The 14,991-nt window shown below is 30.8% G+C and carries 10 protein-coding genes; 2 read left to right on the forward strand and 8 right to left on the reverse strand.

Annotation, left to right across the window (positions count from 1 at the left end):
- The first annotated feature begins 238 nt into the window (after positions 1-238).
- A complete protein-coding gene (gene ggt / locus CQA53_RS07070; RefSeq protein ID WP_115543326.1) occupies positions 239-1,942 on the forward strand; it encodes a gamma-glutamyltransferase in 1,704 nt (567 codons plus the stop codon).
- 249 nt (positions 1,943-2,191) lie between these two features.
- On the opposite strand, the gene uppS is transcribed toward ggt, so the two are convergent.
- From uppS to CQA53_RS07110, 8 genes are all read right to left on the reverse strand, one after another.
- Positions 2,192-2,893, reverse strand: a complete 702-nt coding sequence (gene uppS, locus CQA53_RS07075) for a polyprenyl diphosphate synthase (protein ID WP_115543316.1) — start codon at positions 2,891-2,893, stop codon at positions 2,192-2,194.
- A gap of 137 nt (positions 2,894-3,030) precedes the next feature.
- A complete protein-coding gene (gene trpF, locus CQA53_RS07080) occupies positions 3,031-4,992 on the reverse strand; it encodes a phosphoribosylanthranilate isomerase (RefSeq protein WP_115543317.1) in 1,962 nt (653 codons plus the stop codon).
- Between the two features lie 86 nt (positions 4,993-5,078).
- Positions 5,079-6,104 (reverse strand): glycosyltransferase family 2 protein, encoded by a 1,026-nt coding sequence (locus CQA53_RS07085; protein ID WP_115543318.1) that lies wholly within the window; start codon positions 6,102-6,104, stop codon positions 5,079-5,081.
- 275 nt (positions 6,105-6,379) lie between these two features.
- Complete coding sequence (gene hemH / locus CQA53_RS07090) at positions 6,380-7,327, reverse strand: ferrochelatase (protein WP_115543319.1); 948 nt, start codon at positions 7,325-7,327, stop codon at positions 6,380-6,382.
- 831 nt (positions 7,328-8,158) lie between these two features.
- Positions 8,159-9,496, reverse strand: a complete 1,338-nt coding sequence (locus CQA53_RS07095) for a homoserine dehydrogenase (protein ID WP_115543320.1) — start codon at positions 9,494-9,496, stop codon at positions 8,159-8,161.
- 100 nt (positions 9,497-9,596) lie between these two features.
- Positions 9,597-10,226 carry an META domain-containing protein gene (locus tag CQA53_RS07100; protein ID WP_115543321.1) on the reverse strand — a complete coding sequence of 210 codons (630 nt, stop codon included), beginning with the start codon at positions 10,224-10,226 and terminating at the stop codon, positions 9,597-9,599.
- A 27-nt stretch (positions 10,227-10,253) separates the two neighbouring features.
- The gene (locus CQA53_RS07105; protein ID WP_115543322.1) at positions 10,254-11,948 is read right to left on the reverse strand and encodes an ATP-binding protein; all 1,695 of its coding nucleotides are present in this window, start codon (positions 11,946-11,948) and stop codon (positions 10,254-10,256) included.
- Positions 11,949-12,328: 380 nt separating this feature from the next.
- Positions 12,329-13,117, reverse strand: coding sequence for a HugZ family heme oxygenase (locus tag CQA53_RS07110; protein ID WP_115543323.1), 789 nt, complete (start codon positions 13,115-13,117; stop codon positions 12,329-12,331).
- A gap of 258 nt (positions 13,118-13,375) precedes the next feature.
- Here CQA53_RS07110 and CQA53_RS07115 point away from each other — a divergent pair.
- Positions 13,376-14,991: methyl-accepting chemotaxis protein (locus CQA53_RS07115; protein ID WP_147290008.1), on the forward strand; the 1,616-nt coding region annotated here is incomplete at its 3' end.

Consider the following 14,991-nt stretch of genomic DNA (forward strand, 5'->3'; position numbering starts at 1 on the left):
ATTCTAATTGTTTCTAATTTTCATACTATACCATAAATTTAATTTTAATTTGTTTCAAAAAGTTTCATTTTTAGCATAATTGATATTCTTATAAGGCATATTTCTTCGATTTGATTATAAATATTTAACTTTTAGAGATATACTAAAACACTTCAATTGATGAAAGGAATAAGTGATGAGACAACGAGATTTGCAAATATATCAGGTTGTAAAAACAAAATTTAAATTTATGTTTTTTATGCTTTTTTGTTTAACCTGTTTTTTGGTAATTAATAAATCTCTATATGCAGCAAGTTATCCACCTATTCGCGATATGAATGGCACAGGTCTTGCTATGACAAGTAGCGAATATGCAACAAAAATAGGGAAGTCTGTATTAGACAATGGAGGGAATGCTATTGATGCCGCAGTTGCTGTTGGTTATGCATTAGCGGTTGTGCATCCGGCCGCAGGAAATATTGGTGGCGGTGGATTTGCTGTTATTCATTTGGCGAATGGTGAGGATATAGCCCTTGATTTTAGAGAAAGTGCACCTCTTGCTTCGACAAAAGATATGTTCCTTGATACAAAGGGGAATATAATCCCAGAAGCCTCAACAATAGGTTATTTAAGTGCAGGAATACCTGGAACTGTGAAAGGTATGAGTGCTATGCTTGATAAATATGGGACGAAAAAATTATCAGAGCTCATTCAGCCCGCAATAGATTTAGCTGAAAATGGATTTGTCATTACAGATAGACAAGCAGAAACTATGCTAGAGGCGAAAAAATATTTTGAAAAGTTTGCGAGTTCTAAACATTATTTTTTAAAACAAGATGGAACAACCTATCGTGGCGGTGAAACTTTAGTGCAAAAAGATCTTGCAAAAACACTTCGATTGATTCAGAAAGAAGGGGAAAGTGCATTTTATCAAGGTAAAATTGCTGATTTAATAGCAATAGATATGAAAAATAACGGAGGCATTATTACTAAAGAAGACTTGGCAAATTACAAAGTTATTTGGCGCACACCAGTTAAAGGCAAATATCGTGGTTATGACATTGTCTCTATGTCTCCGCCAAGTAGTGGTGGTACTCATATTATAGAAATTCTCAATACAATAGAAAATGCGAATGTAAAAGAATTGGGATTTAATTCCGCACAAAATATTCATATTCTTGCTGAAGCAATGCGACAAGCATATGCGGATCGTGCTGTGTTTATGGGAGATCCAGATTTTTGGGAAGTTCCACTCTCTTCACTTCTAAGTAAAGAATACGCAAAAAAGATTTATGCAAATATACAAAAGGCACAAGGCAAGGCAATCTCGAGTAAAAATATCAAGGCAGGTCTTGACACAATCAAACAAGGTGTTCCCAAAAGTATGAAAGAGGGTAATCATACAACACACTATTCAGTTGCAGATAAATGGGGAAATGCTGTAAGCGTTACCTATACTATCAATGGGAGTTATGGTGCGATGGCTGCTGTTCAGGGTGCTGGATTTTTACTCAATAATGAAATGGATGATTTTTCCATTAAGCCAGGTGCAGCAAATCTTTATGGTTTAGTTGGAGGAGATGCAAATGCTATTGAACCAAATAAGCGACCATTAAGCTCTATGAGTCCTACGATTATTCTAAAAGATAATAAGCTTTTTATGGTAGTAGGTAGTCCTGGTGGTGCTCGTATTATTACCACAGTCCTGCAAGTGATTTCAAATATAATCGATCATCAAATGGATTTGGGAAAAGCAGTAGAATCTCCTAGAATCCATATGCAATGGCAGCCTGATGAGATTAGAATAGAATCTTTTGGTCTAAGCAAAGATACACAAAACATCTTAAAGAAAATGGGATACTCACTCACAGAACTTCCCGATATGGGCGATGTAAATGCAATCCTTAGGGATAGTAAAACAGGAATTTTTTATGGAGTAACAGATCCAAGAAAAGAATTTTAAGCTATATAAAATTATATAAAATATGTGTGTAATGACAACAATTTACAAAAAAAGTTTGTTGTTTCTACAAAATTGGGAGAATTTTTCTCAAATTATAGATTCTAACGGAATCTAGTTTCTTGAGAGATATAACTTTTGAATTCTTGTGTATATTTAATCATGCGTATTGTATATGAATCATTCAAATGTGATGTAAGAGATTATCTTTAATAATTTTATATACCTTGATATATGTGATTTCGTAAGATTTTATTTACCAAAAGTTCTTTCTCGTTTTTTAAAATTTTTAATAATTTTTTTGCATTCCCTTTTTGTTAATCCTGGAAAGAGTGTATCACTAAAGAAAATCTCCGCGTATGCACATTGCCAAAGTAGAAAATTTGAGATTCTTTGTGCATTACCAACACGCAAGAGTAAATCTACGTCCACGTTTAAATCAAGATTATTTTGAATATTTTGTTCTGTGATGGGCAACCCTTTTTCAAGTGTGCGATTAACTGCTCGTATAATCTCATCTTTTGCACCATACGAAATTGCGACATTCACACATAATTTATTACACAACTTTGTTTGCTCTTCGAAAGACCGAATCTTAGTTAAAAGATTTCTGTCTAATCGTGAAAGGTCTCCGATAGCACGGAATTTTACATCATTGCTTAAAAAGCTTTCAAGGCTTGTATCTAGATACTTTTCAAGGAGATTAAAAAGATATGTAATTTCTTCTTGTGGTCTTTGCCAATTCTCTGTGCTAAAGGCAAAAAGTGTGAGATTGGTAATACCCTCATCAATACAAACTTCAATGATTTTTTGTATTGTCTTGGCACCATGTAGGTAACCTATTTTTTCAAGAATCCCATTTTTCCTAGCCCATCGTCTATTACCATCCATAACAACTGCTAGGTGCTTTAATTCACCTAGTTTTTTTTGATTGTCTTGTTCTAAATTGCCCATTTTTTTTCCTTAAGACTTGATTTGGTAGGTTTAGATTCTACTTATTATGAAAATACAAGGATACGATATTGTATTATAACTAAATCTTTATCTCCATTATATTAAGTTATCTTAAACAATGAACAAAAATAGAAATGTTATAATTCTTGATTGATGATGTTGTATTGTTCTAAGATTCGAAAGAAATCTTTTAATTTTTGTATATCCTTTTTTCCACGCTCTACTTCAAATCCTGAACAAATATCAATTAGCATTGGTTTCTGCATTAAAACTTTCTTGAGATTAGTACAATCAATTCCACCAGCTAACCATAAATTACCATGAAATAATGGATATGAATCTAAAAATGCTTGAAGAGCATTATAATTTATTGTATTTGCATGTCCGCAAGAATTGTCCCATAACACAAAATGTGCACGAAAAGTGTTAGAGCTATCCGTATGAAAGTATTTTTGATTAGAATCTGCAATATTTTGAGCGAGATTTGAGGTAATGCTTAACCCAAAATCATAACGCAATGAGGGGAAAAAGGGGAAAAAATCGTGTATATATCCTAACTCCATGGCATTAAAATGTGTAAGGTTTAAATCTCCATAAAAAATTGATATGACATTATTTTTATAATTTTTATTTGTTGATGTATGTATGATGTGAGATTTTATAGGAGTTTTAGAATCATTTTGTTGAGTTTTTTTCTTAGTCTCTAGCATAAATTGGATTGGGGTATCATGCAATTGTAAGCAATCAAAATAGCCTTTATTCAAATATGTTAAACCAATCTCTAAGGACTCCTTCGTAACAACACCAACTCTGATTGGTGTAGAATTGTTTTCTAAAGATTCTCCATCGAGATTCCTATTTGCAATATCTATACAATTTTTAGAACAAAAATGTTCTTGCATTATTTGTGTTGCTTTTTGTAAAAATTCCTCATCAACATAGCGAGGGCTTTGTGCGACAACAATAAAACCCAATAAATCAGCATATTTCATTGCTTCGTATAAAAAGGATAAATCATTAATGCCACAAACTTTTACAAGAGGTCGTATTGTGTTATTACCCAGTATTGTATTTTGATTTTTGTATGCAAATCTCTTTGTCAGGGTGTAAAAAACCTTTTTGGAAGCTTTACCTTGTAAAAAAGCTTCTTTTATGTTAGTAAGAATATTCATAGTGATATTTGTATTTTTTTGTTTCTCTTGTTTATTGTTTTTTATTTCCTCTGGTTGTGGTAAGTGAATGGAGGTAAAACAAGAAACATCCCCCTGACTATTATGAGATAATGGGAAATGGATGTCGCATCCTTCATTGGTTTGTGATTCTAAAGATTTTAAATCTAAAGTGCGAACCAAAAAAGTGCCACATAATATCCCTTGAAAACCAGCATTACCAGCGATAAATGCATCAAAGCTCGATTGAATCCCAGATTCAAATATAACAGGAATGTCTGAAGGGATATACGCCCTTAACTTCATAGTTTCCATCATATTAATCTCAAAAGTTTTTAGATTGCGTGAATTAATCCCAACAATTGCATTTTTTAAATTAACGCAAGAAATGAATTTATATTCTTCAAGTGTATGCACCTCGATAAGCGGTGTAAGATTCCATGCAAGAATCTCATTGTAAATTTCTTTAAATGTATCAGAATTTTGCATAAAAATAGCTACAATTAATAATACCATATCCGCACCAAAAATATAACTTACTTCAATTTCTTCTTTCATAAGTATAAAATCTTTGCGTAAGATACATGTATTTGGAAATTTTTGTTTAATTTTTTGTAAATCAAGCAAACTACCCTTAAAATAATCCTCTTCGCAAAGCACAGAAATCACATCTGCACCACTCTCAAGATAAATTTGTGCGAGAGACAAAGGATTAAAAATCTCGCTGATATTACCTTCTGTTGGACTTGCTCTTTTTATCTCTGCAATAATTAATTCAGAATCTTTCTCTTCCAAAATTTTTGGTTTGATTATCGGAACATTTCTATTTGATGGTTTTGTATATCCTAGAAACACACCTTTTTCTTGAATCTTCTTATATTTTACTTGGCATATTTTCTCAAGGATTTCAATATTGCTAAATTGTTTCATAATTTCCTCACAAATTTTATTTGAAATTTTGTTATTTACATGATTGTTTGATTTGGTTTGATGTATTTTGTAGAAATATAATTGTCCTATCTATGCAATAAGGTTTCACCGAAAAGTTTAACGATGATTTGTTTTTTGCTTATATGGAATCTAAAATTATTTCTTCGCCATTCTTTAAAGCTCTGTGTTCTTTTGAGATATTCTTCAACATTATCTGATTGCAAGATGATTCGCAGAACATGATTTCTTTTTAATACACTTGGTTGAATATGTAGGGATTTGATAAACTCTTGGAGCTGTGGAAAATAATCAGGGAATTTCTGTGTATATGCAAGGCTTGGACGCAAAATATGTGTTGGTAAAGTATAGGTATAAAGTAAATCATTTGTTGTAAAAAAAGAGTATATTGCTTCAAATGCCCTAAAAACTTCCTGTGGTTTATGGGATTGTTCTTTTGTAAGAGAACCGCTTCGTAAGCGGTAAAAATAACGGGCAGTTTTTGTTAATGCAATATTTTTTGCAAGAATATTAACACTCACGCCAAATGGTACATCTTCCGCAAATCTGACAGGTGGAAAACGAAGATTTTGGAGTAAAGAAGCTCTAAACACGCTTCGCCATGGATCAACCTTACTCACTAAGGTTTTATTGCTCACACGACGCATAATACCTTTTGTTTTATATTGTGTTACCATAAAAATATTAGAATCATAGTTATCATCTTTAAAAACAAAAATATCACGACTCTTTGCTACTGATGCATCATGATATTCTAGACAATAGATAAGATTTTCATAATAATCTTTTGCTATAACATCATCAGAATCAACTAAACCAATATATTCAGTTTGTTTAGGATTCTTAGAGGAAAATATAAAATCCAAACCCCTATTTCTTGCACTTCCCAAACCCCTATTTTCTTGCTCTATCAAGATAAAACGCGAATCTTTTGCAACATATTCTTTTGCTATTTCCGCACTTTTATCTGTGCTTCCATCATTTACTAAAATTGCTTGCAGATTTGAATGTGTTTGCCCAACAATAGAATCAAGACACTCACGTAAATATTTCTCCACATTATATATCGGAACAATAATCGAGAGGCATTTCATTTTCTCTTCTTTCTTTCATATGTAAAACTATTATAATTTATTGACCATAGAAAAAGTATTTCTTATTACTATAAAACATGTGTATTATATCAAAACTCGTTTTGAAAGGCAAATGAGTTCATGGATTATCTAAATGTATTTTACAGAAATGATAATATTGTAAGTAAATCTTTTAGAAAAAATAAGGGGATATAATGTAAAAATCATAAATTTTGTAAAATATGTGATTTGATTCTATATAAATTCTATAAATATTATTGCTTTTAACGATTAACTTATATTATCAAGCTTTCAATCAATGTAATAAAATCCTCACTATCATTTAAGCAAGGACATACAATATATTCTTTGACATCTAAAGATGTAGCAAGATTTCGATAAAAGATATCGAGTTCATAACGTGTTTCGGAATTATCAATCGAAAAACTTAAGGGAAAAATAATAATATTATTATTTTTCGCATATTGTTTAATAATTTCATCTGTATATGGTCCTATCCATTTTACAGGTCCAACTTTTGATTGATAACTTAAAATAATATCTTTAAAAAATAAGTTTCTTGATTCTAAACCTTTTTTGATAAGATGATAACATTCTTCACATTCATTTTGATACGGATCACCTTTCTTTACGCGACTAAGAGGGATAGAGTGTGCAGAAAGAATAAGGATAAAGTCTTTTGAATCTTTTCCCATTATGTGTGTTTGCACAGAATTTAAAATAGAATCAATAAATAAGTGATGATTATAATATCTGTCGATTGTGTGAATTTCTGGAGTAAATTCGAGCTTTTTGAGTGATTGTGCAACATCTTGGAATGATGAAAAAGTAGTTGTAGAACTATATTGGGGATACATGCTAAAAAGATAAATCTCTTGAATTCCTTTTTGCATGATTTCTTCTAAGACATGATATGAAAATGGCGGAACATATCGCATCGCATAGGTATAAAAAGTATCCTGATTGCGTGCTTGTAATTTTTGTATAAGAGAAAAAGTAATTGATGTTATTGGGCTTAATCCACCTATTTGTTTATAAATTTTTTTACTTTTTTCAACTCGAGAATTTACAATCATACTGCCTATCATTGAACGAAAAACACCATTTTGTACGCTAAGAATGCAAGGATCAGCAAACATGTTTTTTAAAAAGCTAGAAACCTCATCAAGACTATTTGGTCCTCCCATATTGAGTAATATCACAGCTTTCTTATATTCTTGCATTGATTATCCTCATAAAGTTAATACACCTATTATTATAGCAATAACGATAATGCAAAAAGTTAATATACTAAGATTCTACATTATAAAATATACCATAAACAATAACAAACTCTAATTTATATAGAAAATCATATTATTATAAAGCTTTATAGAGTCTTCAGAAACCCCGAAGACTAAAAATTTTAAATAAAACAAAGGAGTAAAATGAAAAATTAAGCTCCAACATGGAGCTTATAAAAAGGAGTGGAGAGTAACAAAATCTTCACTTGTGGGATGAGCAAGGATTCTGAAAGTTATGATGTAGGGAAATTGGAGGGGGTAACCTCATCATAACTTGTGCCTAAACTTCCTTAGGACACAATAGAATTATGACATACTTTTTAGATGTTTGTCAAGTAAAATGTAAAATTTTTTTAACATTTTTTAGGTTGTTTTATCTATAAAAAATAAAAACTATAACTATGTTTTGTTATGTAAAATTTACAATATTCCCCCATATAACGCATATATAATGGATTGATTAATAAAATAAATAGATTTAATTACTCTTTTAGAGCTTTTTATATAAAAGATAATATATTTTATATAGTATTTTTTATTATTGAGTTTGATATGCAATTTTTTATAAAAATATTTTTTTATATTTATGGGAGTTTATATGAGTAAATCTATATCATTATTAATAAAAATATAGATTTATAAACTACTCTAAATAAAATATTTTAAGGAATTTTAAGCAAATGAGGTAAGATAAATTTTAAAAACTGTTAGTATTTTTAAAGCACTCTCAATAAAGGTTTACGCACTTATCTTAATTATATCAAAATTATCTCATGTGAGTTGCTCAATTCGTATCATAAATGGTTTTTCTAACACTTCTTGTAAATTATAAAGCTCTTTTAATGCACCTTGTATTTGTGTTTCACAACATATATGTGTAGAAAGTAACAAGAAAACACTCTCGAGATTCTGATTTTGTTGTGATTTTTTATGCTGTATTTCATGCTGATTGGCATAGGAATTTTCATTTGCATTGCGTTGTATAAGAGACTGGATTGAAATACCCCATATTGCTAAGATATTGGCTATAATAGAGAGAACACCGGGTTTATCATTTACTTTTAATCGTACATAATAGCGACTCGAAATTTTTTCCTTTGGAGCAAGCATTACAACTTGTTCTAGGCTTTGTGAATTTGAAACATATCCTAGCATAGGTGCAGTCTTATTTCGTGCAATTTCCATAATATCGCTGATTACAGAGCTTGCTGTCTCGCTACCTCCAGCTCCAGCACCATAATACAAGCCCTCACCAACCTTGTCGCCAATAACACTAATCGCGTTCATTGCACCATCAACTTTTGCAAGCATAGAATCTTTTGGTATCATACATAGGTGAACACGCAAATCAAGCTCATTGTCTTGTTTTTTTGCTATGCCAAGTAATTTGATTGCATAATCATGTTCTTTTGCAAATTGTATATCCTCAGGAATTAAACCTTCTATCCCTTCAATAATAATATCTTCGACTTTTGCATGGATTCCATAAGCAAGAGATGAGAGAATTAAGAGTTTGTGGGCACTATCACTACCATTAATATCAAGTGTCGGATCAGCTTCTGCATAACCTAGATTCTGCGCTTGTTTGAGTGCCACTTCAAAATCAGCATTTGTATGACTCATCTGTGTTAGAATATAATTGCTCGTGCCATTCATAATACCACGAATACTAAGAATATGATTTGCACAAAGTCCATCGCGTAAGATTTTGATAATAGGAATCCCACCACACACACTTGCTTCAAAGCCAATAGGAGTGCCTTGTCGTTGTGTTTCTAATTCATAACGATGATAAGCAAGCATTGCTTTATTTGCAGTAACAAAAGATTTCTTATTAGTTAGTGCTTTAAGTGCAATTTGGAAAGGTAAATCAACACCACCAACAAGTTCTACAATCATATCAATTTCTGGATTTTCTAGTGCATCATCAAGATTTGTGCTTAATGGAATATTAACATATTTATTTTTGATATTTCTGGCAATACCAAGCTTTGGGATAATTTTTACTCCTGTCCTTGCAGAGATAATATCTTGATTATCTTGTAAGGTTTTAATTACACTTGTACCTACTACACCAACACCTATAATAGCAACATTTATTGTCTTCATCACTTCCCTTCTTAATCAAAACATTCATTTATAGAATCTCTCTATGTATTTTTTAAATTTTTATTTTAATATTATTTTATATAGTTTCTAGAATCTTATTTCATTTTATATAAATTCTCATGCGTCCGTTATTTAGAACATATCCTCTACGATTTGTAAGTTTCGTAACAGCATAGATTCCATCAAGGTTACGAACAAAAGTATTTTGAAAATCAGATATTTCTTTTGGTGCACAGAGTTTTCTTGTGCTAGCAGTGCCGGATACAACAATTTTTGTTGCATCTTGCCAAAAAAATTTCGCCGTATAGTCATTGCAACCTGCCTTACCATAAATCATATCTTGTGTTCTATCGAGGTTTAAAGTTGATTGCAAGGTGATTCTTGCTAACTCTGTCAACTGTGTGCCTTTATCTGCAGTTTCATGTCCTTGATTGCGATTTTTTAATTGCTCAAACGCAGAATTAATATCATCAATACGACTTGCTTGCCTTGTTGTATAGCTTTCATAGGCAACATTTCTGTTGTTTCCTGCAACATTACCAATTTGTTCTTTTGCTTGACTGGCTATTTCTTGTGGACTCAAAATTACTCTGTTGTCAATTTCAAGCTTTACGATTTGATAGTTACTTTTATCAAAAATGCCTTTTACACCAAAGAGAAAGCAACCACCTAAACCAATTAGGATTAGAGAGAAGCTCAATAAACAACCAAAATGCCAAAAATGCTTCATTATCTTTTACCTTTAATATCATTAATTTTAATAGAGAAATCCCATTTTTTTTATACTTCCAAACTCTCCATTTTGTTCTCTAGACACTTCTTGTGTAAAGTCATCATAACTAAAAATTGCCTCTTTGCGTGTTGCAACTTTGTAGCAAGTATTTTCTACAATTAGCTTAATTTGTCCGCCACTTAATTCAAATTTTGCGAGTTTTGTAGCAATATCATTCTTTGAGGTAGCAAATACAGCATTTTTGGGTAAATGAAGCTTCCAAATTTTTACACGTAAATCAAAATTTGGCTTTTCAAAGCGAATTTTATAATGGAATCTTCGTGAAAATGCTGAATCAAGACTATCAACTAAATTTGTTGTAGCAATTAAGATTCCATTAAATTTTTCTATTTGTTCTAAAAAAATATTTTGCATTTGATGATACATACGACTAGCACTACTTGCAACATCATTACGGGTGCTTAGAAGCTGGTCGGCTTCATCAAGCAATAGGATTGGGTATTGCTTTGCTCTTTTAACAATTGCGTGGTATTCATCAAAAATTTTTCGCACATTTTTTTCACTTTCACCTACATACATGGAGAGGATTTTGGAACAATCAAGGCTTAGAATCTTTTGTTTTAAATCTTTTGCTAAAGCATATGCACTTGTAGTTTTACCTGTTCCACTATCTCCATAGAGTAAAATTTTAGAATCTATCCCTGCATTTTCTTTAATTCCCCAAAGTTTTAATTTTTTATGCACATTTGGGTCAAGGTGTTGTAATAAAATGGTAAATCTTTCTCTTAAAGATTCTGGTAGAATAACGCTTTCTAATCCTTTTTTGGGAGAAATAAGTTCAAAGATTTCACTGCTTTCAACTTCATTTTGCAATTTTGTTTTTTGCATCTTCTTTTCAAAGATGAGAGCATGAAAAATATTTTGTGGAATATAAAATTCTTGTTCCATAAACGAAAAATCTGCATATTCTTCAGAGTGTGCAATAAAACCTTCTTGTAAAAGTTTTGCTTTTGTATTCAAAAGATTCTGAATAATAATTTTTTCCTCTTCGTTATTCCCAAGTAAAATCAAATCTTTCATAGATAAACCAAACGCACCATTATATTGTGCCTGTGCAAGAAGTAAAAATATTAATCGTTCATAGCGATTGAAACTATTTTTACTAAAATATTCCAATATCTTAAATCTTTTTTTATTATGAGTAAGATTTTTATGAATAATCTCTTTAAGTGTATTAATATAGTAATTACATGAATTTGATAATTGTATATTATGTGCCAACATTGGTGTTTTATTGCATTGCAACAACAGATTTAAGCAATTCCACTCATCTTGCAGATATTCAAGAGAATTACTATATACTTTCTCTTTAATGGAGCTATTTAGGATTCTACCCTCTTCAAAAAGCTTTAAAAGATTTGGACTAAGTGTGATAATGCTATTTCGTAACTCTAGTGAACTCTCAATTCTTTCTAAACAACGTATCCAACCTAATTCAATCAATCGTTTAATTTCTTTAAGATATGGTAGGACTTCAAAACCTCGAGCACAATAAAGATTTTCAAGAAAAGATGATACTTCAATCTCATTTTCACGCTCTAAATACCAATAAGCTATTTCACGCAATAATATAGCTTCGTGTTTAGAACAATTTAATAATGGAAATAGCTTAGTTTTTTCTATTTCGTCGTCATTAAAAAAATCAATCAAAAAATGCACTAATAATCCCTTAAACTCTATTTGATTGTTCAAACATATTAAGACTAATGTGTATCCAACAAACAACAATTTATTATTACAAAATGCTGATAAATTGTATTTATCGCAGAGAAATTTACTATATAATTCTATCGTTTTTATTGTGTGAAATTGTTAATAAAATCAAAATTCTTAATTTTTAATAATAATTGAACTTGACTATAAAATATTGTTACATTCTTTCATTAAGATAAAAAGTGAAAATAATTAAAATATTCTGTAAAGAAAAATAAAATTTTTATATTTATTTTTTATAATACAAAACTTTAATCATTGAAGAACTTCATTGCTGATTCTAATATTTTTTTGAGAATCCACAATGATAAAATTTAAATGTATGTTTAGTGTTTTTTAGTATGACCATGCGGCATTGTATGTGGCATACCACCTTTTCCTCCGCCAATGTGAGAAACTTTGCCATGTTTATCAATTTGATATGCACTTCCAAAGCCTTTTACAAATCTTCCTTCTTGGAAATCAATTTCTACCAAATGAAAATCAGTCATACCGCGAATTGTTGATACACCTCCCGATTTATTGATATTTTCTACTCGTTTTTCAAAATTATCATATACTTTATCAAAGAAATCATCACGAGGTAAGAACTTCACATGTGCATCATAAGTAAGCCTTTTTCGTGCGATAATAGTTTTTGTTTTACTCTCATCTTCAATAAATATAATTTGGACTTTATCAGGATTTGCTTTGAGATTCCCACAATGCTGTGCGACTTCGCTTATATATAGAAAATATCTATCTGCATATCTGAGTAGTGGGGAGTAACTAATATGGGGTTTATTGTCTCTAGAAAGTGAAGCGAGTAAAACAGATTCAAATTCATTTTTAAACATTTCAATTTCTTCGACAATCTTTTCATTCTTCTTGTCATCATTGTGTTGCGTAGCAGATTGGCAAAGTGCGATGATAGCATTTTTATAATCCTTTTCTTCTGTTACTTGTGGAAATGGTGCAAAAACTTCTTTCCCATCGGCTTTAATAAACAAACCATCTTTTGTTACATTCTCCAGCATAACTTCTTTTGGTTCAAACTTAGCATATTTTAACACAAGGTCTTTAAGATTATTTGCATGGTGTTCATTCATGTGAGTTTTAATTGTTTCTAGGCTCATAATATTCTCCTTAGATGTTATGTTTTTAAAGTAAATGATTTTACCATAATTTTATAAATATTTAGAAAAATTTTTATTCTTATTATATTTTAAATTTTATAGTTATAGTATTAATATTAAAAATATAATAACATTGTTACTTTATTTAATAAAAAATATTAAATAATTACTATTTTTGTAGATTTATATGATTTTTCTCTATCATTATATTATAATGAGAAATCGAGTTCTATACAATTAAAATTATTAAGGTTTATCATGTTTTCAACTATGAAATTAGGCACTAGGATCACTCTATTTGTTATTGGTATTGTTTTGATATGTATGACCACAGTAGCCCTTATCATTATAGATAGGTCTTCTAAGATTCAAATTGATGAAGCACATAAACTAGCCATCAATGCCTCTAAACGTTATGCAAACCTTGTTCAAGGTTTTTTCAACGAAGTTTTTATTGGATTGAAAGCATCAAAGCAAACATTTGAGGAGTTATTACAAAGTGGTTATAATGACGACCAACCAATTATGGAAAAATCCTTAGTGAATCTTGTAGATAGTAGTCAATGGGGAAATTATGCTTATTTATATATTAAAGATCCAAGTTATACACAACACAATATCGCAAATCCCAAACATAAACTTCCTAATGGTGAATTTTTAATTCTTGTTCATGATCAAAATCCAAATGTTGATGGAGGAGTAGAAGTCTTACAAGCAGATCCCTCTATTCTCAATTTTGGTAGTGTGCAAAAAGCATTAACGACAAAAAAGCCAACCGTTGGTATCCCAACAAAGCAAAATATCGGGAATCTCGGAGAGAGAATGGGTGTTGGTATGAATTTCCCTATTTTTGATAAAGCAGGAAATGTGCAAGGTGTCTTAGGTATATTTGTTGATTTAGATGCTATTGCCCCAAGATTAATCGATGCGAGTTTAAGTGTTTTTGAAGGTGATTACAGAGTTCTTATGAATCAATCTGGTGTAATTGGTATTCACTATAATAAAGAAGTTCTTGGAAAAAGTATTTTTAATGTAAATACAGACCCAACTGTTAAAAAAATTATGGAAAAGATTCAGAATCACGAAGATGGTATATTTGATTTTACTAATATGCGTGGGGAACATGGATATGCTGGAGTAGCTAACTTTGAAGTTGGTCAAGGTCTAAATGAATATTGGAGTGTTATGATACCTATTCGAACAAGTGCTATTTTGGCATCTGTTGATGCACTGCGTTTAATGTTTTATGTTGGAAATCTCATTTCTTATGTTATTCTTGGGATTATATTATCCTATTATATACGTTTCCGTGTCGTAGGTAGAGTAAGGAGTATTTCTGAGCAACTCTTTGGCTTTTTCAAATACCTCAATCATGAAACACAAACACCCCCACCACCTCTTAAACCTACGGCACAAGATGAAATTGGTGCTATGGCTATGGCAATTAATGAAAATATTGAAAAAACTCGAAAAGGCTTAGAACAAGATTCTCATGTTGTAAAAGAAGTTGTCTATATTGTTGAAGAAGCCAAACAAGGACGATTTGGTGGTAGTGTTACACAAACAAGTCCTAATCCTCAAGTTGAGAAACTAAAAACTTCATTAAATGAAATGTCAACAACACTAAGAGGACTTGTAGGACCAGATCTTGGAAAAGCAGCAGCCATTTTTCAAGCATTTGAGAAGAATGACTTCACACAAAGATTAGAGAATCCACAAGGATTAGAAAAAGGAGTCAATTCATTAGGAGATTCTATTTGTAATATGATAAGAGTTTCAGCAAACTTCGCTAAAGACTTAGAATCTAAATCAAAAGATTTAGAAGAAGCAGTCCGAACTCTTACAGAATCTTCGAATACTCAAGCAAGTTCATT

The organism is Helicobacter didelphidarum (assembly GCF_003364195.1).
GTDB lineage: Bacteria > Campylobacterota > Campylobacteria > Campylobacterales > Helicobacteraceae > Helicobacter_A > Helicobacter_A didelphidarum.

Excerpts from the sequence above, each read along its gene's own strand:
- trpF (WP_115543317.1), bottom strand. The coding sequence starts at position 4,992 with ATGAAACAATTTAGCAATATTGAAATCCTTGAGAAAATATGCCAAGTA.
- ggt (WP_115543326.1), top strand. The coding sequence starts at position 239 with ATGCTTTTTTGTTTAACCTGTTTTTTGGTAATTAATAAATCTCTATAT.
- CQA53_RS07110 (WP_115543323.1), bottom strand. The coding sequence starts at position 13,117 with ATGAGCCTAGAAACAATTAAAACTCACATGAATGAACACCATGCAAAT.
- uppS (WP_115543316.1), bottom strand. The coding sequence starts at position 2,893 with ATGGGCAATTTAGAACAAGACAATCAAAAAAAACTAGGTGAATTAAAG.
- CQA53_RS07095 (WP_115543320.1), bottom strand. The coding sequence starts at position 9,496 with ATGAAGACAATAAATGTTGCTATTATAGGTGTTGGTGTAGTAGGTACA.
- CQA53_RS07100 (WP_115543321.1), bottom strand. The coding sequence starts at position 10,226 with ATGAAGCATTTTTGGCATTTTGGTTGTTTATTGAGCTTCTCTCTAATC.
- hemH (WP_115543319.1), bottom strand. The coding sequence starts at position 7,327 with ATGCAAGAATATAAGAAAGCTGTGATATTACTCAATATGGGAGGACCA.
- CQA53_RS07085 (WP_115543318.1), bottom strand. The coding sequence starts at position 6,104 with ATGAAATGCCTCTCGATTATTGTTCCGATATATAATGTGGAGAAATAT.